Genomic DNA, 22019 nt, shown 5'->3' with positions numbered 1-22019 from the left:
CTCAGTTGACGTCATGCCGTCTCGATCCGGTTCGGATGTGATTCAGGCTGCGCGGCGATTGCGCAGCATAGCTCCATTCCGGATAGTCCCGCCTCCGATTCGGAGGGGAACGCGATGCAGGCCGGGGGGTTCCTGATCGTCTGGGCCGATGCCGCGCTGCGCGAATGCACGCTGTTCGCCGCGGTGGGTTTCCTGCTCGGGGGAGTCGACGACCTGCTCGTCGACCTGATCTGGATCGCCGGTGCGATTCGCCGGCGCTGGGCCGCGCCGCCCGCCTCCGACGAAGGCGCCGAGCGCAAGGGCCCGGTGGCGATCTTCCTGCCCGCCTGGGACGAATCGGCGGTGATCGGCGCGATGCTGCGCAATGCGGTGAAGCAGCTCGGGCGGCAGGACTACTACCTCTACGTCGGCGCCTATCCCAACGACCGCGCGACGATCGACGCGGTCGCCCAGGTCGCCGGCGGCCGTGCGCGAATCCGGCTGGTGATCAACGCCCGGCCCGGCCCGACGACCAAGGCCGATTGCCTCAACCGGCTCTGGCGCGCGCTGTTGCGCCATGAGGCGGCGGGCGGGCGCAAGGCCTGCGCAGTGATGCTCCACGACGCCGAGGATCTCGTCCACGCCGAGGAGATCCGCGTGGTGAAGCGGCACCTGCGCCGTCATGCCGCGGTCCAGCTGCCGGTGATCCCGCTGCGCAAGCCCGACCGGCCGGGCGTGCAGGCGCATTATTGCGACGAATTCGCCGAGGCGCATGGCAAGCAGCTGCCCGTGCGCCAGGCGATCGGCGCGGGGCTGCCGCTCGCCGGGGTCGGCTGCGCGATCCGGCGCGACATGATCGAGCGCATCGCCGAAGCGCGCGGCGGTGAGCCGTTCGACCAGCTGTCGCTGACCGAGGATTATGAGCTCGGGCTCACCATCGCCTCGCTCGGCGGCAGCACCAGCTTCGCGAGCGAGGCGGCAACGGCGTCGAAGGGCCTCGTCGCGGTGCGTGCCTATTTCCCCGAGAGCTTCCAGGCGGCGGTGCGCCAGAAGGCACGCTGGATGACCGGGATCGCGCTCGCCGGCTGGGACCGGACCGGCTGGGGCAGGCTGCGCGCGGTCGGCGACCATTGGATGCGGATGCGCGACCGGCGTGCGATCCTCTCGGTGCTGGTGCTCGCGGTAGGCTATCTCGCGCTGCTGCTCTGGCCCTGCACCGTTCTCATGCATGTGCTGGCCGGCACCGCCGCGCCCGCGCTCCACCCGGGCGTCCGGGCGCTGCTGCTCGCCAATCTGGCGCTGCTCGGCTGGCGCGTGCTGGTACGCAGCTATTTCGTCGCGCGCGCCTATGGCTGGCGCGAGGCGCGCTGGGCGCTGCCGCGGATGATCCTCGCCAACATCATCGCGCTCGCCGCCGCGCGCCGCGCCGCCTGGCTCTATCTCAAGCTGCTCGCCGGCGGCCCGCCGGTGTGGGAGAAGACCGCGCACGACTTCCCCGAGGACCTCGTTGCCGAGGCCCGCGCCGCATGAGCGTGCGCGGGCGGCCGCTGCGCTTCCTGGGTGTGGTCGTCGCCGGCTGGATCGGCGTCCGCGCCACACTGCTCTGGCCGCAGGTCCATTCCTTTCCCGAAGCGATCCGCATGCTCGTGCCCTTCGCCGGCGTCGCGCTCGCCCCGCCAGCCGTCGCCAGCCCGCGCCTCCCGGCGCTCCGCCCGGCGACCTTCCTGCGCGAGACGCACGCGCTCCCCGCCCCCTTCGTCCGCCGCCCGGCCAATCCAGTGCGCGTCCAGGTGTCGCTGCTCGACCTGCTCCAGTTCGGCGACCCCGAGTTCACCGATTCGCCCACCGCCACCGCCGCGCGCGGCCGCGCCGCGCAGGGCTTCCCCGCTGGACCGCGCAACCTTTGGGCGAGCGACAACCGCTGGTCGGCGAGCGCCTGGCTGGTGGTTCGCCCCGGCGGCGGCATCGGCGCGGCGCCGGGGGCGGGCCAGCTCGGCGGCAGCCAGGTCGGCGTGCGGCTCGCCTGGTCGCTCGACCCCGCCGAACGCATCGCGCTCTATGCCCGCTATGCCGCGCCGCTCTCGGGCAAGGGGCGCGAAGCGGCGGTGGGCATCGAATGGCAGCCGACCCGCGCGCCGGCGCGCCTCGTCGCCGAGCAGCGCATCGGGCTCGACGGCCAGCGCGGCGGGCCGGCGCTGGGCGTGGTCGCCGGGCTCGACCGCGCGCTCCCCGCCGGCTTCGCGCTCGAATCCTACGGCCAGGCCGGCGCCGTCGCGCGCGGCCGTCTCGACCCCTATGCCGACGGCGCCGCGCGCGCGACGCACGGTGTCGCCTCGGCGGGGTCGCTGCGCCTGTCGCTCGGCGTCGGCGCCTGGGGCGCGGCGCAGCGCGACGCCCAGCGGCTCGACCTGGGGCCTCCGCCACGCTCGCGGTGCCGCTCGGCGACCGCCCGATCCGCGTCGCGCTCGACTGGCGCCAGCGGGTGGCGGGCAACGTCCGCCCGGGCTCGGGGCTCGCACTGACGGTGGGGCGCGATTTCTAGCCTCGCCCACCACCAAAATCGTCATCCCGGCGAAAGCCGGGACCCAGGGCCGCAAGCGATGTCCTCCGCAACCCTGGGTCCCGGCTTTCGCCGGGATGACGGCGTTGAGTTTTTGATCGGACCGACCCTCCGCAACATCTTTTGCCGCAGCGCAATGCACGGTATCGCCGGTGTGGCATGGATCTCTACCTTCCGATCGCCAACCTCTCGGTGAACGCGCTGGTGATCGTCGGGCTCGGGCTCGGCGTGGGGCTGCTCTCGGGCATGTTCGGCGTGGGCGGCGGCTTCCTGACGACGCCGCTGCTCATCGTCTACGGCATCCCGCCCACCGTCGCCGCCGCCTCGGCCGCGAGCCAGGTGACCGGCGCGAGCGTCTCGGGCGTGTTCGCGCATCTTCGCCGCGACGGCGTCGACATCAAGATGGGCTGCGTGCTCGTCGCCGGCGGCATGCTCGGCAGCTTCGCCGGCGCCGCGATCTTCCGCCTGCTCCAGGCGCGCGGCCAGATCGATACCGTCATCGCGATCCTCTATGTGCTGATGCTCGGCTCGATCGGCGGGCTGATGCTCTACGAATCGGTCAATGCGATGCGCGCGGTGCGCGGCGCGGCGGCGCGGCCGATGAAGCGGCGCCACCATCCGCTGGTCGCCGCGCTCCCCTTCCGCTGGCGCTTCTACCGCTCGGGTCTCTACATTTCCCCGATCGCGCCGCTGCTGCTGGGCTTCTTCACCGGCATCCTCACCATCCTGCTCGGCGTCGGCGGCGGGTTCATCCTTGTGCCGGCGATGCTCTACATTCTCGGCATGGGCACGCAGGTCGTGGTCGGCACCTCGCTGTTCCAGACGCTGTTCACGACGGCAATGGCGACGATGGTGCACGCCACCACCACCAAGGCAGTCGACATCGTGCTGGCGGTGCTGCTGCTGCTCGGCTCGGTGGTCGGCGCCCAGCTCGGCGCGCGCTTCGCGACCAAGGCCAAGCCCGAGCACCTCCGCCTCGCGCTCGCGGTGATCGTGCTGCTCGTCGCGGTGCGCATGCTGCTCGGCCTCGCCTGGCGACCCGACGAGATCTTCTCGATCGAGATCGGGCCATGAGGCGCCTCCTCGCGCTTGCGCTGCTCGCGCCGCTGCTGATGGGCCAGGCAAAGCCTGAGCTGGTGCCCGACGTCTCGCAGCGCGACATCGAGATCGCCTACAGCTTCACCGGCGCCGACCTGCTGCTGTTCGGCGCGATCCTCTATCCCGGCGGCCGCCAGCCCGGCGCGGGCGAGAAGCCCGCCGACATCGTCGTCGTCGTGCGCGGCCCCACCCAGAATGCGCTGGTCCGCGAGAAGGAGAAGGTCGCGGGCATCTGGGTCAATGCCGAGAAGATGCGCTACCGCTCGGCGCCGAGCTTCTACGCCGTCGCGTCGTCGCGGCCGGTAAGCCAGCTCGTCGACGATCGCACCCGCGCGATCTACGAGCTCGGGCTCGACAGCCTGCAACTCTCCCCCGCCTCCAACGCCTCGCCCGACGTCCAGACGCGCTTCGACGAGGGGCTGGTCGAGCTCCGCAAGCGCAGCGGGCTGTTCTACGAGGCCCCCGGCGCCGTCGAGATCACCGGCGGCGTGCTCTATCGCGCGCGGCTCACCATCCCGGCGCGCGTGCCGGTGGGGCGCTTCACCGCCGAGACCTTCCTGATCCGCGACGGCCGCGTGCTCGCCGCCGCGGTGCGCCCGATCGAGATCCGCAAATCGGGCTTCGAGCGCTTCATCGCGCGCTCGGCGGATCGCTATTCCTTCCTCTACGGCCTTGTCGCGGTTGCGCTTTCGGTGTTCTTCGGCTGGGCGGCCGGTGCAATCTGGCGGAGATTCTGAGGGCCGCCACAACCACTTCTTTACCTCCGATCGGCAGATTCACTCGCGGCACAACGGGGAGCAGCCGAATGGACGGCCAGTTTGGCGCGCGCGGGTTCGAAAGCGCAGCGCCGCACAGCGGCGGCATGGTTTCGCCGCCCGCGCACAGCATCGCCGCGATAGGCACCGTGCTCGAGATCGCCGGCTCGTCGAGCCAGGTGATCCTCGACGGCACGGCGCTCGCGCAGCTTTCCGGCAACCCGGACCCGACGCTCGCCAATTCGGGCCAGGTCGGCAGCCAGGTGAAGATGCGCGTCGGCTCGACCTGGCTGATCGCCAACGTCCGCTCGCTCAAGTTGCTCGGCGACGGCAGCGAGCGCATCGCCGCGCTCATCGACTTCCTCGGCGAAGGCGACGAGGAGAAGCTCACCGGCAAGCTCTACAAGTTCCGCCGCGGCGTGACGCGTTATCCCACGCCGGGCTGCGCGGTCTATCCGGTGTCGACGCCCGACCTGAAGCAGATCTACGCCGCCGACGATCGCGCGCACATCCCGATCGGCATGGTCTATCCGACCAAGGACATCCGCGCCGCGCTCTACATCGACGCGATGCTCGGCAAGCATTTCGCGCTGCTCGGCTCGACCGGCACCGGCAAGTCGACCGCCGCGGCGCTGATCCTCCACCGCATCTGCGAGCTCGCCCCGCAGGGTCACATCGTGATGATCGACCCCCACGGCGAATATGCCGCCGCGTTCAAGAACAACGGCGCGCTCTACGACGTCTCGAACCTGCAGATGCCCTACTGGCTGATGAACTTCGAGGAACATTGTGAAGTGTTCCTGACCACCGAAGGCTCGGACCGCCAGGTGGACGCGGACATCCTCGCCAAGTGCATCCTGATGGCCAAGCAGAAGAACCGGCTGGCGCAGGAGATCGGCAAGCTCACCGTCGACGCGCCGATCCCCTATCTGCTGTCGGACCTTACCCAGATCATCCAGCTCGAAATGGGCAAGATGGACAAGGCGACCGACACGGCGCCGTATCTGCGCATCCGCTCGAAGATCGACGAGATCAAGGCCGACCCGCGCTACACCTTCATGTTCTCGGGCATGCTGGTTGCCGACACGATGCAGCAGTTCCTCGCGCGCATCTTCCGCCTGCCCGGCGACGGCAAGCCGATCTCGATCATCGACGTCTCGGGCGTGCCCTCGGAGATCACCTCGGTGGTCGTGGCGGTTCTGTCGCGGATGGTCTTCGACTTCGCGATCTGGTCGCGCAGCGAGGCCAAGCGCCCCGTGCTGCTCGTCTGCGAGGAGGCGCACCGCTACGTGCCCAACGAGCGCAACGCCGACGGCTCGTCGGTGGGCCGCATCCTCAGCCGCATCGCCAAGGAAGGCCGCAAGTACGGCGTGTCGCTGGGGCTGATCACCCAGCGCCCGTCGGACCTCGCCGAGGGTGTGCTCTCGCAGTGCGGCACGATCCTGTCGATGCGCCTCAACAACGAGCGCGACCAGGCCTTCGTCCGCGCGGCGATGCCCGAAGGCGCGCGCGGCTTCCTCGATTCGATCCCGGCGCTCCGCAACCGCGAGTGCATCGCGGTCGGCGAAGGCGTCGCGACGCCGATGCGCCTGCTCTTCGACAGCCTCGAGGACGGCAAGCGCCCCGCCTCCGACGATCCCCTTTTCTCGCAGCTCTGGAAGGAAACCGGCGGCGAGGAGCAGATCCTCGAGCGCACGATCAAGCGCTGGCGCTCGCAGGGGCGCTAGTCTCGGCACCATCCAACAACCGTCATCCCGGCGAAAGCCGGGAGACCCACAGGCGACGTCGCTTGCTGCCCTGGGTCCCGGCTTTCGCCGGGATGACGGTTTGGTGAGTGGCTTACTCCAATAGCCGTCACCATGAACTTGTTTCAGGGTCCAATGCTCCACAGGCGATGTCGCCAAGAGGAAGGTTGGATGCTGAAACAAGTTCAGCATGACGACGGGATTGGTCGAAACCGAGCAATAAGCTCAAATCCGAGCTTACTCGCCCTCGTCCTCATGCTTCGGCGCGGCCGCGACGGGCACCGCCATCAGCTGGCCGAGCTTGGCGCGGAAGTCGCTCAGGTCGTCGCCGCGGAGCTGCTGGACGACGGTGAACGACATCGACGCCGGATTGATCGCCACGCCGTTCTTGTAGAGCTCGTAATGGAGGTGCGGGCCGGTCGAGAGGCCCGAATTGCCCGACGCCGCGATCATCTGCCCCTTGCGTACGCGCTGGCCCGGGCGGACGAAGATGCGGCTGAGATGGCCATAGCCGGTGCCCAGCCCCTCGCCGTGCGAGAGCTTGACGAAATTGCCATAGCCGCTGCTGCGCCCGGCGAACTGCACCACGCCATCCGTCGCGGCATAGACCGGCGAGCCATAGGCCACCGCGATGTCGATGCCCTTGTGCATCCGGGTGAAGCCCAGGATCGGGTGACGGCGCATGCCGAAGCTGGACGAGATGCGGCCGTGCGTGGGCATCGTCATCATCCCGCGGCTCTCGCCCTTGCCCGAAGCGTCGTACCAGGAGTCGCGCCCGTCGGCCTTCCAGCGCACCAGCTGGACCTTGCTCGCGCAGCCGTTGACGCCCGCGAACATGAGGTTGCCGAGCTGGACTTCGCCGGTCTCGGCGCGTGCCTGCTCCATGATCAGGTCGAACTTGCAGCCCGCGCCCATCCGCGACATCGGCACGCGCGTCGCGACCGACTTGATATAGGCCTCGACTGCCTTGGCCGGCGCGCCCGCCGCGCGCGCGGCGCGGTAGAGGCTCGGGCCGAACTCGCCCTGGAGGCGCAGCGGCGTGTGGTCGACCGCGATCGGGATGCTGTGCAGCGCCAGCGCATTGCCGGTGCGCGCGACTTCGAGCTTCAAGTCGAAGCGCGCGCGGAAGGCGAGGTTCTCGAGCGGGCGCGGTTGCGACTTGTCGGCACGGCGGCCGAGCGTCAGGTCGAGCGAGGTGCCCGGCTGGATCTGGCCCAGCTCCATCGCCTTGCCGATCAGCGCGACGACCTGGCCGGCGTCGCTGCCGCCCACGCCCGAGCGCTGGAGCGCGCCGAGCATCGAATTGCCCGAGAGCAGCTTGACCGCGAGGTTGACGATCGGGCGCTCCGGCGTCTCCGACAGCGGCGAGACCAAGGCGGTCTCGGCCATGTGCTTGCCGGTGCCCGCGCCCTTGGCGAGCGGCGCGATCGCCTGCGCCTTGGCCGCATCCCATTCGCCACCCGACAGCGCGGGGGGAACATAGCCGTAGATCGGATTCTCGAAGCCCGGTGACATCAGCAGCGCGAGTCCGCACAGCCCGATGCAGGTCGCGGCGCCGCGATACCAGGTCAGCGTGCCGATCCGCGACCCGAGGTCGGGCGCGATGTCGAAGTTCGGAAAATAGCGCTCGATGACGTTCGGCCGCTCCGGGGCTTCGCGCCCCGCGAACGGTATCCCGAAACTGTCGCGCTCGAATAAGGCGCGCTGCCCCACCACCATGTCCATAATGTCTGCGCCGCAACCCCCGGCCAATGTCCGTTGACTGTGGAATGGTTCGCTTAAAGTCAAACTAACCTCTCCCGCGATTGCTCGACCGTGCGGCGACTCGTGCGCCACCTGGGATGAAGGGATGCTGAAACGATATTCGCTAACCATAACAACATGGTTAACCGATTCGCGCGATCCGGGGGTGTTGCCTAAGGGAAGACTCGGAACGATCTTGGGGCCAGCATGAGTCGGTTCGCGCGTTCCTCTGTCACGGCCGTCCTGGGGCCTACCAACACCGGAAAGACGCATCTCGCGGTCGAGCGGCTGTGCGGCCATGCGAGCGGGATGATGGGCTTTCCGCTGCGCCTGCTCGCGCGCGAGGTCTATGACCGGGTGGTCCGGCTCAAGGGGCCCGGCGAAGTCGCGCTGCTGACGGGCGAGGAGAAGATCCTGCCGCCCGGCGCGCGGTGGCTGCTCTGCACCGCCGAATCGATGCCCGTCGACAGGGACGTCGCCTTCGTCGCGCTCGACGAGGCGCAGCTCGGCGCCGATCCCGAGCGCGGCCATGTCTTCACCGACCGGCTGCTGCGCGCACGCGGCCGCGAGGAGACGATGATCCTCGGCTCGGATTCGCTCAGGCCCATGCTCAAGGCGCTGGTCCCCGAGGCCGAAGTGATCGGCCGCCCGCGCTTCTCGACGCTGTCCTACGCCGGCGCGCGCAAGCTCTCGCGGCTGCCGCGGCGCTCGGCGGTCGTCGCTTTCTCGGCCGAGGAAGTCTACGCCGTCGCCGAGGCGCTACGCCGGCTGCGCGGCGGCGCGGCGGTGGTGATGGGCGCGCTCTCCCCAAGCACGCGCAACGCCCAGGTCGCGATGTTCCAGGCGGGCGAAGTCGATTACCTCGTCGCCACCGATGCGATCGGCATGGGGCTCAACATGGACGTCGCCCATGTCGCCTTCGCTTCGCTCGCCAAGTTCGACGGACGGCGCCAGCGGCGGCTCACCGTCGCCGAGATGGCGCAGATCGCCGGCCGCGCCGGGCGCCACCACAAGGACGGGACCTTCGGCGCGCTTCAGGAGGAGGGACCCAACGCCTTTCGGCCCGAGGAAGTGCTCGCGATCGAAGCGCACCAGGTGCCGCGGCTCGAGCATCTCTACTGGCGCGACGGCGAGCCCGACCTCGGCTCGATCGACGATCTGATCGCCAGCCTCGAGGCGCGGCCACGCGAGCCGGTGCTGCGCGCTGCACCCGAGGCAGTCGACCTGGCGGTGCTCAAGCGGCTCGCCGACGAGGATTGGGTACGCGCGCGGGTGCGCAGCCCGGCGATGGTCGCGCGGCTCTGGGCGGCGTGCGGGCTGCCCGACTTCCGCAAGCTCGGCGCCGATCCGCATGCGCGCTTCGTCGGGCGGCTGTTCGGCCATCTGTCTGAAGGCAACGGCCATGTCCCGCATCAATGGTTCGCCGACGAGATCGCGCGGCTCGACCGCACCGAAGGCGACGTCGAGACGCTCGCCGGGCGGATCGCGGCCGTGCGGAGCTGGGCCTATATCGCGCACCGCGCCGACTGGCTCGAAAGCCCCGCGCATTGGGCCGAGCGCACCCGCGCGATCGAGGAGCGGCTGTCCGACGCGCTCCATGCGAGCCTGACGCAACGCTTCGTCGACCGGCGCACGACGGTGCTGATGCGCCAGATCGGCTCGGGCGCGGGACACCTGCCGGTGACGATCGGGCCCGAGGGCGAAGTCAGCGTCGAGGACCATGAGCTCGGCCGGCTGGAGGGCTTCCGCTTCACCGTGACGCCCAATGCCCAGGCGGCGGACAAGCGGCTGCTGCTCGCGGCGGCGGAGAAACGGCTGGCGAGCGAGTTCCGGCGGCGCGGGTCGGCGCTGGCGGAGGCGGCGGATGAGGAGCTGGGCGTGGAGAGCGATCCGCTCCGGCTGACCTGGAAGGGGATCGCAGTCGCCCGTCTCGAACCCGGCCCCAGTCTCGCTCGCCCGCGGATCGCGCTCGACAAGGCGCTCGACGTGCTCGACGCGCAGCAGCGCGGCGCGATCCGCACACGCCTCGAAGCCTGGTTCGCGGCGAGGCTCGCACGACATCTCCCGGTCCTCGCCAGGCTCGACGCCGCCACGCGCGAGCCCGCCGCCGGCGCCCCGCTGCGCGCGATCGCCGGGGCGCTGCTCGAGGCAGGCGGGCTGATGCCGCGCCGCGCCGCCGGTCAGATGGTCGACGCGCTCGACCCGCCGGCCCGCAAAATGCTGCGCAGCATCGGCGTCACCATCGGCACGCTCGACCTGTTCGCGCCCAGTCTGCTCAAGCCCAACGCCGCGCGCTGGCGGCGCACGCTGATGGCGCTCGGCAACGGCCCGCGCGACGGCGCGACCGTGCTTCCGCGGGGCGCGCCCGGCGCCGACCTCGCGCATGGCTACCGCCCGCTGGGCGCGCAGGCGGTGCGCGTCGACCTCGTGGAGCGGATCGCCCGCACCGCGCATGAGTCGCGAAAGGGCAGGAAGCCCTTCGCGCCCGATCCCGCGCTGGCGACGTCGATCGGCGTGCAGCCCGAGACGCTCGCGCGGCTGATGGCGCAGCTGGGCTTCCGCACCGCGCGCACCCCCGAGGGCGAGCCGCCGCGCTGGATCTGGAAGGGGCTCACGCCCGTCGCCGAGCCCGCCCCGCCGCCGCGCGACAACGCCTTCGCCGTGCTCGGAGCGCTGCGCGGTGGCTGAGCCGGTGATGCGAGTCGACCTGTTCCTCTGGTTCGCGCGGCTCGCCAAGACGCGCGGCGCCGCGCAGGCGCTCGCGACGGCGGGCACGCTGCGCATCGACGGGCGCCGCTGCGAGCGCGCGCATGCGCCCGTCCGCATCGGCTGCATCATTGCCTTCGCCCAGCACGGCAAGGTGCGCGTGCTGCGCGTCGAAGCGCTGCCGAAGCGCCGCGGACCGCCCGCCGAAGCAGCCGAGCTTTACACGCCCCTCGAAATCGCTGTGCCCAAGCCCGTTGACGCGAGTCCGGACGGGGCATAGCAGGAGGCGAACCAGAAGACCCTGCTCAGAGGACCGACCTGCCATGACCTATGTCGTCACCGACGCCTGCATCCGGTGCAAATACATGGACTGTGTCGAGGTCTGTCCGGTCGATTGCTTCTACGAGGGCGAGAACATGCTCGTCATCAACCCCAATGAATGCATCGACTGCGGCGTCTGCGAGCCCGAATGCCCGGCCGAGGCGATCCTGCCCGACACCGAGAACGGCCTCGAGAAGTGGCTCGAGCTCAACAAGACCTATTCCGAGCAATGGCCCAACGTCACCCAGAAGGGCGACGTCCCCGCCGATGCCGACGAGCACAAGAACGAAGACGGCAAGTTCGAGAAATACTTCTCGCCGGAGCCCGGCACGGGCAGCTGATCGCGGCATCCGTGAGGCTCGGGCGCGCCGCCTTTCCTGCGCCCGAGTCGCCATCCCGCTGTTTCGCAAGCGATTCGACCTCCGGGCCCGGCAACGGCTGGTCCGGAAAAAACTGCGTTTATCCGCAGAATTCACACGGGGGTGAGTTACAGCGCTGGTAATTTTGTTGCACGCGTGTTAAATCCCCCCTGACGGAGGTTAGATTCGCCCTCCGCCCGGAGACGCTAAGACAAATGCCCCGATCCGGCTATTCCCGAGGGTCCGCGGGAATAGAAGTCCATCCTCTTGTCGGGGCCGTGATTCACGGAAAGGCTTTACGCAAATGGCTGCCAAGGCGCTGTCCTTCGACGTCGGCGATTATGTCGTTTACCCCAAGCACGGCGTTGGCCGTGTGATCGAACTTCAAAAGCAGGAAATCGCGGGCATGCAGCTCGAGCTGTATGTGCTCCGCTTCGAGAAAGAGAAGATGACGCTGCGCGTTCCGACCAACAAGGCGGAAAGCGTCGGTATGCGCAAGCTCTCGAGCGACAAGACGCTCAAGGAAGCGCTCGATACGCTCAAGGGCAAGCCCAAGGTCAAGCGCACCATGTGGTCGCGCCGCGCGCAGGAATATGAAGCGAAGATCAATTCGGGCGACCTCGTGTCGATCGCCGAAGTGGTCCGCGACCTGTTCCGTGCCGACGACCAGCCCGAGCAGAGCTATTCGGAGCGCCAGATCTTCGAAGCCGCTGCGTCGCGCCTCGCGCGCGAGCTCGCCGCGATGGAGGAGGTCGAGGAGCCCAAGGCGCTCGAGAAGATCCTCGACATCCTGCGCAAGGCCGCGGCGATCTACAACAGGGACAAGGTTCCGGCCTGAAACGCCGGTTCCTCGGACATCGAAGGGGCGGCCCGCAACGGCCGCCCCTTCTCGTTCGGGCCGGGCATTCCCCCCACAGGTCGTCATCCCGGCGAAAGCCGGGCACCCCAGGGCCGCGAGCGATGTCCTCTTCTACCCTGGCTCCCGGCTTTCGCGGGGATGACGGTCATTAGGATAGGGTGAGGACCCCTCAGAAGATCCCCAGGAACTTCTTCCGCTGCTTCTTCGCCTGGTCGCGGCTCTGCTTGCCGCTCTCCGACTTGGCCGTGGTCCCGCGGCCCACGTCGGTGCGCGGGCGGCCCTTGGTGTCGCGCTGGGCGGCGGCGTGCGCGCCCGCCAGCACCGGGCCGCAATCGGCGGCCTTGGCGTCGCCCACGTCGACGAAGGCGATGATCGAGGCGAGCGGGCTCGCCAGCACGCCCAGGCCCAGCCCCGCGCCCGCGCGCGCGACCAGCTCGCCGCTGATCGGGTCGAGCGTGGGCGCCGCGAAATAGCCGCCGATGCCGACGGGGGACTGGCCCGAGAACAGGCTGAACTTCTTGGCGTCGGCCTCGATCGCCAAGTCGACCGCTTCGTTCTTGAAGCTGAACCCGCCGCGGCCCGCCACGACGTTGCCCGCGGTGTCGATCAGGATCGGATCCGCCGCGCCGATGCCGTTCCGTACCGTGAACGCCACCAGCCCGCAGTTGATCTGCACCGGCTCCTTGAGCTTCTTCTCGAACATCTTCTGGAGGAACACGCCGATGTCGAGCTCGGTGAGCTGGACGTTGCGCGTCCACATCGTCCCCTTTGGGATGATCACGGCGATGCGGCCGTTGGCGGTGCTCAGCGAATCATGGACGGTATTGCCGATCCCATGGAGCTGCGCGCGCGCCTTGAGCATCCCGCTCGTCCCCGATTCGGCGACGCCGAAGCCCGCGAGCAGCGTTCCCATCGGGGTGGGCGAGAGGCGGATGTCGTAATCGGTCACCACCGCCGGATCGCGCGCGTTGATCACGATGTCCGAGGAGACGGTGCCGCGCGCCATCGCGAAGTTGAGCGGGCTGAGCTTGAGCAGCCGGTCGTCGAGTGTCAGGCCGAGCGTGATGTTCGAGACGGGGAGGTTCTCGGCGCGCACCGTGGTGACGTGCCAGTTCACCCTCGCGTCGAAGTTCTTGAGCGCTTCCACGCGGAGCGGCGCATCGGGGAGGATGCGCGGCGCGCCATTGACGCGCGTGACGGTGCCCTCGTTGCCCTGCGCGGCGAGCTTGTTGGGGTTGTAGCCGATGAAGGGGCCCGCATCGACGATGTCGAGGATGCGCGTGCCAAGATCGGCCTCGACCATCAGCCGCGGCTGCCTGTTGGTGACGGTGAGCTTGCCCGCGAGGTCGCTGTCGCCGAACCGGCCCTTGAGCCCGGTGAACTGCCATTCGGGCCCACGCTTGGTGAGCACCGACGTGAAGCGGTAGCGGCGCGTGTCCGGCACGGCGATGCCCGCGACCGAGAAGAGGTCGGCGAGGTTGGTGCCGCGCACGTCGATGTGCAGGTCGGCGCCTTCGATCTCGGTCGCGCCGGGGAGCTCGCCCGACACGTCGGCGCTGGTGTCGGCGCCGCGGACGTGGAGCTCGATCCGGTTGCGACCGCCGGTCACCGTATCGTTGGGCGAGAGCAGCGCGCCGGTGACGGTGAAGGGCACGCCGCGCGCCTCGCCCTTGCCATCGAAGCGGATCGCGTTTGCGAAACGCGTGTCGTGCGCCTCGACGGTGTCGATGCCGAGCTGGGCAAGGAGCAGCATCGCCGGGTCGCGGTAGACGATCTCGGTCCCCGCGGCGCGCGCGCGGCGAATCAGCGGCAGGTCGAGTGGCTTGCCGGGCTTGTTCGGGTCGCCGAGCGTCCAGGTGTTGCGCTTGTGCTGCTTGTCCCATTGGAGATCGAGGTGCGCGTCGTCGAGCGACAGCCAGCGGACCTTGCTGGGCCCGAAGATCAGCGACCAGGTCGAGATCGTCGTGTCGATCCGCCTCGCCTCGAAGAGATTGCCCTTCACCCAGGCCGGGTTGGTGATCGTCATCTGCTCCGCGACGAAATGCACGTTCAACGGATTGAAATAGAGCTGGAAATCGCCCGCGACCTTCACCTCGCGCGCGGTCTGGCCGCTGGCGATCCGTTCGAACGGGTGCTTGAGGAACCGGCCCTTGGTGACGAACAGCACCAGCCAGGCGACGAGGATCAGCGCGACGATGCCGCCGAGGATGCGCAGCGCGATGACCAGCGGGCGCGGCATGCGCTTCCGCCACGGCGGGGCCTGCGCAGGCGGTTCGGGGGCGAGTGATTCGGCCGCGGGCGCCGGCGAATCGCTCGGCGCTGGGACGGCCTCGGCCGCATCGGTCGGAGCTTCGCGGTCTGCCATGGGAGGAAAAACCATGCCGTGGCCAAGGGTTCCCCGAAGCGGGACCAGCCGTTGCAATGCCCCGCGGCTTCGGCTATGCGCCCCGCTTTCCGCGATTCAGAGGGACTGCCCGGCTAAATGGGCTGCCGGGGCCGTCCGCCAGCGTCGCGTACCAAGGAGACGAAAATGCCCAAGCTCAAGACCAAGAGCGGTGTGAAGAAACGCTTCAAGTTCACCGCGACCGGCAAGGTGAAGCACGGCGTGGCCGGCAAGCGCCACCGCCTCAGCAGCCACAATGCGAAATATATCCGCACCAACCGCGGCACCAGCGTGCTGTCGGATTCGGATGCCGGTCACGTGCGCCTCTGGGCGCCGTACGGCCTGAAGTAAGGAGGCCTAGACCATGGCACGAGTGAAGCGTGGCACGACCACCAAGGCCAAGCACAAGCGGATTCTGGACCAGGCGAAGGGCTATTACGGCCGTCGCAAGAACACGATCCGCATCGCCCGCCAGGCCGTCGAGAAGGCCGGGCAATATGCCTATCGCGACCGCAAGGTTAAGAAGCGCAGCTTCCGCGCGCTCTGGATCCAGCGCATCAACGCGGGCGTCCGCGCCGAGGGCCTGACCTATTCGCAGTTCATGCACGGGCTGAAGCTCGCCGGCATCGAGCTCGACCGCAAGGTGCTGGCCGATATCGCGATGCACGAGGGCGAGGCGTTCGCCGCCATCGTCGCGCAGGCGAAGGCAGCGCTGCCCCAGGCAGCGTAACCGCGCCCGCCGGATCGGCGTAACGGGGCGGCTGCCGGGGCGACCGGCGGCCGCCCTTTTCGGTTGCGGGGTCCGCTTGCGGGTTGGCGGCCGCGCCAATAGGCTGGCCTTCCGGGGGAGGAGCGGATGCGGTACCGCGCGGATATCGAAGGGCTGCGCGCAGCCGCGATCGCCGCGGTGGTGGGGTTCCACTTCGCCGGCCCATGGCTCCCGAACGGCTATCTCGGCGTCGACGTCTTCTTCGTCCTCTCGGGCTATCTGATCACGTCGATTCTGCAGGGCGCGATCGAGCGCGGCGATTTTCGGCTGGTCGAATTCTATCGCCGCCGCACGGTGCGCATCCTGCCCGCGCTGCTGGTGATGCTGCTCCTGGTCTGCGCGATCGGGCCCTTCCTCCTGCTGCCCGGCGAAGCCGGCGCGCTGGCGAAGAGCGGCGCCGCGGCGGCGGCCTTCTCGGCCAATGTCCATTTCTGGGTGAGCAGCGGCTATTTCGACACCTCGAAGATCAGGCCGCTGCTCCACAGCTGGTCGCTCGGCGTGGAGGAGCAATATTATCTCCTCTATCCGCTGGCGCTCTGGCTGATCCATCGCCGGGCGCCGCGGCGGATCGGCGCGATCCTCTGGGCCGGCGTAGCGGTATCGCTCGTGCTCAACTGGGCGGTGGCGGTCTGGTACAATCACCCCAACGCGGCCTTCTACCTGCTGCCGACGCGCGGCTGGGAACTGGCGCTCGGCGGAGTCGCGGCGCTGGGCGGACTGCCCGCGCTCGAACGACCCGGCCGGCGGCAGGTGGCGGCGTTGGCCGGATTGGCGCTGCTGGTCGGCGCGCTCGTCTCCGGCTCGGTGCGCGTGGCGCTCGGCAGCGCGGTCGCCGCCTGCCTCGGCACGGCGATGCTGCTGGCGTACGGCGAAGCGGCCGTCACCGCGCGGCTGCTCGGCGCTCTGCCGATGCGCTGGCTCGGGCGGCTCTCCTATTCGTTGTATCTCTGGCATCTGCCGGTCCGCGACCTGTATCGCGCGGGCACCGACGACGAGCCGGGTCTCCTCGCCAGCGCGGCGCTGCTCGCCCTGGCGCTGGGGCTCGCGTTCCTGTCGTATCGGCTCGTCGAGGTGCCGATTCGCCGGCACTATCGCAGCGGCGGCGATCCCGGCCGAATCGTGCTCGTCGGCGTTGCCGCTTCCGCTGCGGCTGCGCTCGCCTGCCTCGGGCTCGCCTGGGCGGTGCCGCGGGTGCGGCCGCTGCCGCCCGCAGTGGCGCGAGTCGCGGCCTATGCCGGCTATCAGGGCAGCGCCGCGTGGCGATACCAGGTCGGTCCGCCCGGATGCCGGGGCGGGGCGGATCGTTTCGACGCGGCGAATTGCCTGCGGACCGACCCGGCGCGGCGCAACGTCCTCGTGCTCGGCGACAGCCATGCGATGCACCTCTGGCGCGCGATCGCCGAGCGATTTCCGGATAGCAACGTCCGCCTCGCCGCCGCGACAGGCTGTCGGCCGCTGTTCGGCGAGACGCGCGGGTTCCTGTGCGGCGAGACGGCGAAACGCGTCCGGCAGCAGCTGCTCGGGCCCGGCGGGTTCCGGGCGGTGATCCTGGCGGGCCGCTGGATCGAGGACGATTTCCCGCGCCTCCGGGCGACGATCACGGCGCTGAGGGCGCGCGGAACCCGCGTGCTGGTGCTGGGCCGGTTGCGGGAATATCGCGCCGACGCGCCGCGGCTGATCGCGCATTCGATGCTGCGCGGCTCGGCCGAGGCCGCCCGGCGCCTGGAGTCGCCGCTTCCCGAAGCGATCGAGGCCGAACTCCGCCCGCTCGTGCTGGCCGCGGGCGGCACCTATTACTCGCTGCTCGCGCAGGAATGCCCCGCGGGCCGCTGCCGCCTGCTCACGCGCACCGGCGCGCCGTTCCATTTCGACACCGCGCACCCGACGATGGAGGGCGCCCGCGAGCTCGTCGCCGCGCTGCCCGAGCCGTGACGCGCGATCGACTCGGTTGCGGTCGGCGCGGGCTTCTGCTTGGGGAGCGCGCATGACCAGCGATCTCGATCAACTCCGCTCCGATCTCCTCGCGTCGATCGACGCTGCCGCCGGGCTCGATGCGGTCGAAGCGATCCGCGTATCTGCGCTCGGCAAGGCGGGCAGCGTCACCGGGCTGCTCAAGACGCTCGGTGGGATGAGCCCGGAGGAGCGCCAGACCGCGGGCCCGCGCATCCATGGCTTGCGCGAAGCCGTGACCGAGGCGTTGGCCATCCGCAAGGCGGGGCTCGAGCGTGCGGCGCTCGACGCGCGGCTGGCGAGCGAGACGCTCGACATGTCGCTCCCCGCCGATGGCGTTGCGCCGGGCAGCGTCCACCCGGTGAGTCAGGTGATGGACGAGCTCGCCGAGATCTTCGCCGACCTCGGCTTCGCAGTCGCGAGCGGCCCGGAGATCGAGGACGATTGGCATAATTTCACCGCGCTCAACATCCCCGAGAGCCATCCGGCGCGGGCGATGCACGATACCTTCTATTTCCCGCCGGAGGCCGACGGCACGCAGAAGCATCTGCTGCGCACCCACACCTCGCCGGTACAGATCCGCACGATGGTGAAGGACAAGCCGCCGATCCGGATCATCGCGCCGGGCCGTGTCTATCGGTCGGACAGCGACGCCACGCACACGCCGATGTTCCACCAGATCGAGGGGCTCGTGATCGACAAGGGCATCACGCTCGGCCATCTCAAATGGACGCTCGAGACCTTCCTCAGGGCGTTCTTCGAGCGCGACGACATCGTGCTGCGTCTGCGCCCGAGCTATTTCCCGTTCACCGAACCTTCGGCCGAAGTCGACATCGGCTTCACCTGGAAGGACGGCAAGCGCGTGCTGGGCGGCAGCGAAGGCTGGATGGAAGTGCTCGGCAGCGGGATGGTGCACCCCAAGGTGATCGCCGCCTGTGGGCTCGACCCCGATGAATGGCAGGGATTCGCTTTCGGCACCGGAATCGATCGCCTCGCGATGCTCAAATATGGGATGGATGATTTGCGCGCCTTCTTCGACGGCGACCTGCGCTGGCTCAGGCACTATGGCTTCTCGGCGCTCGACGTGCCCACGCTGAGCGGGGGAGTGGGCGCATGAAGTTCACCCTCGGCTGGCTCAAGGTCCATCTCGAGACCGAGGCGTCGCTCGACGGGATCGTCGAGGCGCTGACGCGCGTCGGCCTCGAAGTCGAGGGCGTCGAGAACCCGGGCGAAAAGCTCGCCGCCTTCCGCGTGGCGAAGGTGCTCACCGCGGCGCCGCACCCGCAGGCGGACAAGCTCCAGGTGCTCACCGTCGACCAGGGCGACGGCGTGCCGCTCCAGGTCGTCTGCGGAGCGCCCAATGCGCGCGCCGGGCTGGTCGGCGTGTTCGGACCGGCGGGCGCGACGGTGCCCGCCAACGGCATGGTGCTGCGCGTCGCCGCGATCCGCGGCGTCGAATCGAACGGCATGATGTGCTCGTCGCGCGAGCTCGAGCTGGGCGACGAGCATGACGGCATCATCGAGCTCCCTGCGGACGCGCCGGTCGGCACCGCCTTCCCCGACTATGCCGGGCTGAACGACCCGGTGATCGACGTCTCGATCACCCCCAATCGCCAGGACTGCATGGGCGTGCGCGGCATCGCGCGCGACCTCGCGGCGGCGGGGCTGGGGACGCTCCGCTCGATCGAGGACATCCTCTCCTACCTCCCGCCCGCCGATGGCGAGGGCCCGGGCCCCGACGTGCGCACCGACGATGCCGAGGGCTGCCCGGCCTTCTACGCCCAGGCGGTCCACGGCGTGACCAACGGCCCGTCGCCCGCCTGGCTGCAGGCGCGGCTGAAGGCGGTGGGGCAGAAGCCGATCTCGGCGCTGGTCGACATCACCAACTTCGTGATGTTCGGGCTCGGCCGGCCGCTGCACGTCTACGACATGGCGAAGCTCCAGGGCGGGCTGGTCGCGCGGCGGGCGAAGGCGGGCGAGGAAGTGCTCGCGCTCAACGGCAAGAGCTACGCGCTCGACGAAGCGATGACCGTGATCGCCGACGAGGCCGCGGTGCACGACATCGGCGGGATCATGGGCGGCGAGCATTCGGGCGTGTCGGAGACCACCACCGACGTGCTGATCGAATGCGCCTATTTCGATCCCGACCATATCGCCCGCACCGGCCAGAAGCTTGGGCTCACCAGCGACGCGCGGTCGCGCTTCGAGCGCGGCGTCGATCCGGCGTTCCTCGACGAGGGGCTGGAGATTGCGACGCGGATGGTGCTCGCGCTGTGCGGCGGCAAGGCGACCGGCGTCACGCGCGCGGGCACGCCGCCGGTCACGCCCCGCAGCTATGCCTATGATCCGGCGCGCGCCGAGACGCTCGGCGGGCTCGCGGTCGACGACCGTCGCCAGCGGGAAATCCTCGAGAGCCTCGGCTTCGACATCGCCCCCGACTGGACGGTGACGGTGCCGAGCTGGCGCCGCGACATCGACGGCTCGGCCGACCTGGTGGAAGAGGTGATCCGCATCGAAGGGATCGACAAGGTCCCCTCGACGCCGCTCGATCGCCTCCCCGGTGTCGCGCGGCCTACCGCCACGCCCGAGCAGAAGCTCGAACGGCGCCTGCGCCGCGCCGCGGCCGCGCGCGGGCTCAACGAAGCGGTGACCTGGAGCTTCATCTCCGAAGCCGAAGCCGGGGTGTTCGGCGGCGGCGCCTGGGCGCTCGCCAATCCGATCAGCGAGGACATGAGGGTGATGCGCCCCTCGCTGCTTCCCGGCCTGCTCGCCGCGGCCGAGCGCAACGCGAAGCGCGGCGCCACGAGCATCCGGCTGTTCGAGATCGGCCGGCGCTACCTCGCCGACGCGGAGCGCCCGACGCTGGCGCTTTTGCTCGCGGGCGATCGCAGCCCGCGCAGCTGGCAGGGCGGCAAGGCGCAGGGCTTCACGGCGTTCGACGCCAAGGCCGAGGCGCTCGCGCTGCTCGAAGCCGCGGGCGCGCCGGTCGCCAACCTGCAGGTGATGGGTGAGGCGGGCGAAGTCTGGCATCCGGGCCAGTCGGCGACGCTCCGGCTCGGGCCCAAGACCGTGCTCGCCGCCTTCGGCATGCTCCACCCGAGCGTGCTCAAGGCGTTCGACCTCGACGGCGACGTCGCGGCGGTGGAACTCTACCCCGATGCGATCCCGGCGAAGCGAAGCACGGGCTTCATGCGCCCGGCCTATGCGCCGCCCGCGCTCCAGCCGGTGACGCGCGACTTCGCCTTCCTCGTCCCCGCGGCGCTGCCCGCGGGCGATCTGGTCCGCGCGGTGAAGGGCGCCGACAAGGCGGCGATCGTCGACGCGCGGCTGTTCGACCTGTTCACCGGCGCCGGCGTACCCGAGGGCCAGAAGAGCCTCGCGGTCGAAGTCACGCTCCAGCCGGGCGAGAAGAGCTTCACCGACGAGGAGATCAAGGCGCTGGCCGACAAGGTCGTCGCCGCGGCGGGGAAGCTCGGCGCGGTGCTGCGGGGCTGACCTCGCCTGCCTGATCGTCACCCCGGCCTTGTGCCGGGGCCCACCGGACGGCAAGGGCTGCCGCTGGAATTCGAGCGGCGTCGCTCGCGGCAAAGTGGACCCCGGCACAAGGCCGGGGTGACGTTTTTTGGAGGATCGAGATGCCCACAGCATTCATCACCGGCGTCACCGCGGGCATCGGCGAGGCGGCGGCGCGCGAGTTCGTGGGGTCGGGCTGGCACGTGGTCGGCACCGGGCGGCGTGTCGAGCGGCTCGACGCGCTCAAGGCCGAGCTGGGCGACGCCCTCCACCCCTGCACCTTCGACGTCCGCGACGAAGCCGCGCGCGACGCGGCGATCGCGGCGCTGCCCGAGGGCTTTCGCGACATCGACCTGCTGATCAACAATGCCGGCCTCGCGCTCGGGCTCGAGCCCGCCCAGGCCGCGTCGATCGACAAGTGGAAGACGATGATCGACACCAACGTGACTGCGCTGGTCTCGATCACAAGAGCGCTGCTGCCCGGGATCGTCGAACGCAAGGGTGCGATCATCAATCTCTCGTCGGTCGCGGCCAGCTATCCCTATCCCGGCGGCAACGTCTACGCCGGCACCAAGGCGTTCGTCCGCCAGTTCAGCCTCGACTTGCGCTGCGACCTGATCGGCACCGGCGTGCGCGTCACGTCGATCGAGCCGGGGATGGTCGAGACCGAGTTCACGCTCGTGCGCACCGGCAGCCAGGAGGTCTCGGACAAGCTCTACGGCGGCGTGAACCCGATGACCGCCGAGGACATCGCCGCGACGATGCTCTGGGTCGCGACGCTGCCGCCGCACCTCAACATCAACGCGCTCGAGCTGATGCCGGTCAACCAGGCATGGCAGGGCTTCGCGGTGCATCGCGAGGGATAGGGCATCCCGACTTCAGCAAAATACGCCGTCACCGCGGCCTTGTGCCGGGGCCGAGTTCGCCAAACGCGCTGGACAAGAGGCTCCATTCCGGCCCTCGCGTCCCGGTGGACCCCGGCACTAGGCCGGGGCGACGATGTATTTTGCTGACTGTCGATCCGACCCAGGCTTCGCATCGGCGTCGGTGCGTCAGGCCACGCAGCTTGCAATGTAGGATCTGGCCTGCTTGGCTGGTGCGGCTGGGCTTGGCGGTTGGCGCTTTGCGTTTCGCGACGGTCAGGCCCCCGAATTCCGGCGACGGGGTGTGACTCTTGTGACTTTTCGCCTCCCGCCGCCCCATCGACTCGGAACCGCGCCCCGAATGTCGGTGCCTCCTGGCGGCCGGGGTTGGAAAGCAAGCCGCGGGAGGCTGCCCG

At 69.7% G+C, this 22019-nt stretch carries 17 protein-coding genes; 15 read left to right on the top strand and 2 right to left on the bottom strand.

Translation table 11 applies throughout. The features are described 5' to 3' along the window. Positions 1 to 114: 114 nt before the first annotated feature. From J7495_RS05615 to J7495_RS05595, 5 genes are all read left to right on the top strand, one after another. Positions 115 to 1509: a glycosyl transferase family protein gene (locus J7495_RS05615; RefSeq protein ID WP_294055219.1), complete on the top strand. Its 1395-nt coding sequence runs from the start codon at positions 115 to 117 to the stop codon at positions 1507 to 1509. Then, positions 1506 to 2501 carry a hypothetical protein gene (locus J7495_RS05610; RefSeq protein ID WP_294055217.1) on the top strand — a complete coding sequence of 332 codons (996 nt, stop codon included), beginning with the start codon at positions 1506 to 1508 and terminating at the stop codon, positions 2499 to 2501. The genes J7495_RS05615 and J7495_RS05610 overlap by 4 nt, the downstream gene beginning before the upstream one ends. Positions 2502 to 2698: 197 nt before the next feature. Next, positions 2699 to 3613: a sulfite exporter TauE/SafE family protein gene (locus J7495_RS05605; protein WP_294055215.1), complete on the top strand. Its 915-nt coding sequence runs from the start codon at positions 2699 to 2701 to the stop codon at positions 3611 to 3613. Then, the gene (locus J7495_RS05600) at positions 3610 to 4374 is read left to right on the top strand and encodes a TIGR02186 family protein (protein WP_294055213.1); all 765 of its coding nucleotides are present in this window, start codon (positions 3610 to 3612) and stop codon (positions 4372 to 4374) included. The genes J7495_RS05605 and J7495_RS05600 overlap by 4 nt, the downstream gene beginning before the upstream one ends. A 125-nt stretch (positions 4375 to 4499) precedes the next feature. Next, positions 4500 to 6119 carry a DUF87 domain-containing protein gene (locus J7495_RS05595; protein ID WP_294055474.1) on the top strand — a complete coding sequence of 540 codons (1620 nt, stop codon included), beginning with the start codon at positions 4500 to 4502 and terminating at the stop codon, positions 6117 to 6119. A gap of 255 nt (positions 6120 to 6374) precedes the next feature. On the opposite strand, the gene J7495_RS05590 is transcribed toward J7495_RS05595, so the two are convergent. Further along, positions 6375 to 7862 (bottom strand): M23 family metallopeptidase, encoded by a 1488-nt coding sequence (locus J7495_RS05590; RefSeq protein ID WP_294055211.1) that lies wholly within the window; start codon positions 7860 to 7862, stop codon positions 6375 to 6377. Between the two features lie 225 nt (positions 7863 to 8087). On the opposite strand from J7495_RS05590, the gene J7495_RS05585 reads away from it, so the two are divergent. The 4 genes from J7495_RS05585 to J7495_RS05570 all read left to right on the top strand — a co-directional run bounded on the left by J7495_RS05585 (position 8088) and on the right by J7495_RS05570 (position 12104). Next, positions 8088 to 10568, top strand: a complete 2481-nt coding sequence (locus tag J7495_RS05585) for a helicase-related protein (protein ID WP_294055210.1) — start codon at positions 8088 to 8090, stop codon at positions 10566 to 10568. A 7-nt stretch (positions 10569 to 10575) separates the two neighbouring features. Continuing rightward, complete coding sequence (locus tag J7495_RS05580; protein WP_294055472.1) at positions 10576 to 10866, top strand: S4 domain-containing protein; 291 nt, start codon at positions 10576 to 10578, stop codon at positions 10864 to 10866. A 43-nt stretch (positions 10867 to 10909) separates the two neighbouring features. Further along, a complete protein-coding gene (gene fdxA / locus J7495_RS05575; RefSeq protein ID WP_294055208.1) occupies positions 10910 to 11248 on the top strand; it encodes a ferredoxin FdxA in 339 nt (112 codons plus the stop codon). A gap of 322 nt (positions 11249 to 11570) precedes the next feature. After that, positions 11571 to 12104, top strand: a complete 534-nt coding sequence (locus J7495_RS05570) for a CarD family transcriptional regulator (protein WP_294055206.1) — start codon at positions 11571 to 11573, stop codon at positions 12102 to 12104. Positions 12105 to 12294: 190 nt separating this feature from the next. On the opposite strand, the gene J7495_RS05565 is transcribed toward J7495_RS05570, so the two are convergent. Further along, positions 12295 to 14364: an AsmA family protein gene (locus tag J7495_RS05565; protein WP_294055204.1), complete on the bottom strand. Its 2070-nt coding sequence runs from the start codon at positions 14362 to 14364 to the stop codon at positions 12295 to 12297. Positions 14365 to 14655: 291 nt separating this feature from the next. Here J7495_RS05565 and rpmI point away from each other — a divergent pair, with 291 nt between their 5' ends. From rpmI to J7495_RS05535, 6 genes are all read left to right on the top strand, one after another. Then, a complete protein-coding gene (rpmI, locus tag J7495_RS05560) occupies positions 14656 to 14859 on the top strand; it encodes a 50S ribosomal protein L35 (protein WP_294055202.1) in 204 nt (67 codons plus the stop codon). 13 nt (positions 14860 to 14872) lie between these two features. After that, complete coding sequence (gene rplT, locus J7495_RS05555) at positions 14873 to 15238, top strand: 50S ribosomal protein L20 (RefSeq protein WP_294055200.1); 366 nt, start codon at positions 14873 to 14875, stop codon at positions 15236 to 15238. Between the two features lie 126 nt (positions 15239 to 15364). Then, positions 15365 to 17209: an acyltransferase family protein gene (locus J7495_RS05550; RefSeq protein WP_294055198.1), complete on the top strand. Its 1845-nt coding sequence runs from the start codon at positions 15365 to 15367 to the stop codon at positions 17207 to 17209. Positions 17210 to 17261: 52 nt separating this feature from the next. Continuing rightward, the gene (gene pheS / locus J7495_RS05545) at positions 17262 to 18344 is read left to right on the top strand and encodes a phenylalanine--tRNA ligase subunit alpha (protein ID WP_294055196.1); all 1083 of its coding nucleotides are present in this window, start codon (positions 17262 to 17264) and stop codon (positions 18342 to 18344) included. Then, positions 18341 to 20722, top strand: coding sequence for a phenylalanine--tRNA ligase subunit beta (pheT, locus tag J7495_RS05540; protein WP_294055194.1), 2382 nt, complete (start codon positions 18341 to 18343; stop codon positions 20720 to 20722). Before pheS ends, pheT begins: the two co-directional genes overlap by 4 nt. 140 nt (positions 20723 to 20862) lie before the next feature. Next, positions 20863 to 21606, top strand: coding sequence for an SDR family NAD(P)-dependent oxidoreductase (locus tag J7495_RS05535; RefSeq protein ID WP_294055193.1), 744 nt, complete (start codon positions 20863 to 20865; stop codon positions 21604 to 21606). Positions 21607 to 22019: the final 413 nt, after the last annotated feature.

This window comes from Sphingomonas sp. (assembly GCF_017745215.1).
Classification (GTDB): domain Bacteria; phylum Pseudomonadota; class Alphaproteobacteria; order Sphingomonadales; family Sphingomonadaceae; genus Sphingomonas.
The sequence above is the reverse complement of the archived record's forward strand: the minus strand, read 5'-3'. Positions and strand labels throughout refer to the sequence as shown.

What these genes read in the sequence shown, in the direction of transcription:
- J7495_RS05615 (WP_294055219.1), top strand. Translation starts at nt 115, where the DNA reads ATGCAGGCCGGGGGGTTCCTGATCGTCTGGGCCGATGCCGCGCTGCGC.
- J7495_RS05610 (WP_294055217.1), top strand. Translation starts at nt 1,506, where the DNA reads ATGAGCGTGCGCGGGCGGCCGCTGCGCTTCCTGGGTGTGGTCGTCGCC.
- J7495_RS05605 (WP_294055215.1), top strand. Translation starts at nt 2,699, where the DNA reads ATGGATCTCTACCTTCCGATCGCCAACCTCTCGGTGAACGCGCTGGTG.
- J7495_RS05600 (WP_294055213.1), top strand. Translation starts at nt 3,610, where the DNA reads ATGAGGCGCCTCCTCGCGCTTGCGCTGCTCGCGCCGCTGCTGATGGGC.
- J7495_RS05595 (WP_294055474.1), top strand. Translation starts at nt 4,500, where the DNA reads ATGGTTTCGCCGCCCGCGCACAGCATCGCCGCGATAGGCACCGTGCTC.
- J7495_RS05590 (WP_294055211.1), bottom strand. Translation starts at nt 7,862, where the DNA reads ATGGACATGGTGGTGGGGCAGCGCGCCTTATTCGAGCGCGACAGTTTC.
- J7495_RS05585 (WP_294055210.1), top strand. Translation starts at nt 8,088, where the DNA reads ATGAGTCGGTTCGCGCGTTCCTCTGTCACGGCCGTCCTGGGGCCTACC.
- J7495_RS05580 (WP_294055472.1), top strand. Translation starts at nt 10,576, where the DNA reads ATGCGAGTCGACCTGTTCCTCTGGTTCGCGCGGCTCGCCAAGACGCGC.
- fdxA (WP_294055208.1), top strand. Translation starts at nt 10,910, where the DNA reads ATGACCTATGTCGTCACCGACGCCTGCATCCGGTGCAAATACATGGAC.
- J7495_RS05570 (WP_294055206.1), top strand. Translation starts at nt 11,571, where the DNA reads ATGGCTGCCAAGGCGCTGTCCTTCGACGTCGGCGATTATGTCGTTTAC.
- J7495_RS05565 (WP_294055204.1), bottom strand. Translation starts at nt 14,364, where the DNA reads ATGCCGCGCCCGCTGGTCATCGCGCTGCGCATCCTCGGCGGCATCGTC.
- rpmI (WP_294055202.1), top strand. Translation starts at nt 14,656, where the DNA reads ATGCCCAAGCTCAAGACCAAGAGCGGTGTGAAGAAACGCTTCAAGTTC.
- rplT (WP_294055200.1), top strand. Translation starts at nt 14,873, where the DNA reads ATGGCACGAGTGAAGCGTGGCACGACCACCAAGGCCAAGCACAAGCGG.
- J7495_RS05550 (WP_294055198.1), top strand. Translation starts at nt 15,365, where the DNA reads ATGCGGTACCGCGCGGATATCGAAGGGCTGCGCGCAGCCGCGATCGCC.
- pheS (WP_294055196.1), top strand. Translation starts at nt 17,262, where the DNA reads ATGACCAGCGATCTCGATCAACTCCGCTCCGATCTCCTCGCGTCGATC.
- pheT (WP_294055194.1), top strand. Translation starts at nt 18,341, where the DNA reads ATGAAGTTCACCCTCGGCTGGCTCAAGGTCCATCTCGAGACCGAGGCG.
- J7495_RS05535 (WP_294055193.1), top strand. Translation starts at nt 20,863, where the DNA reads ATGCCCACAGCATTCATCACCGGCGTCACCGCGGGCATCGGCGAGGCG.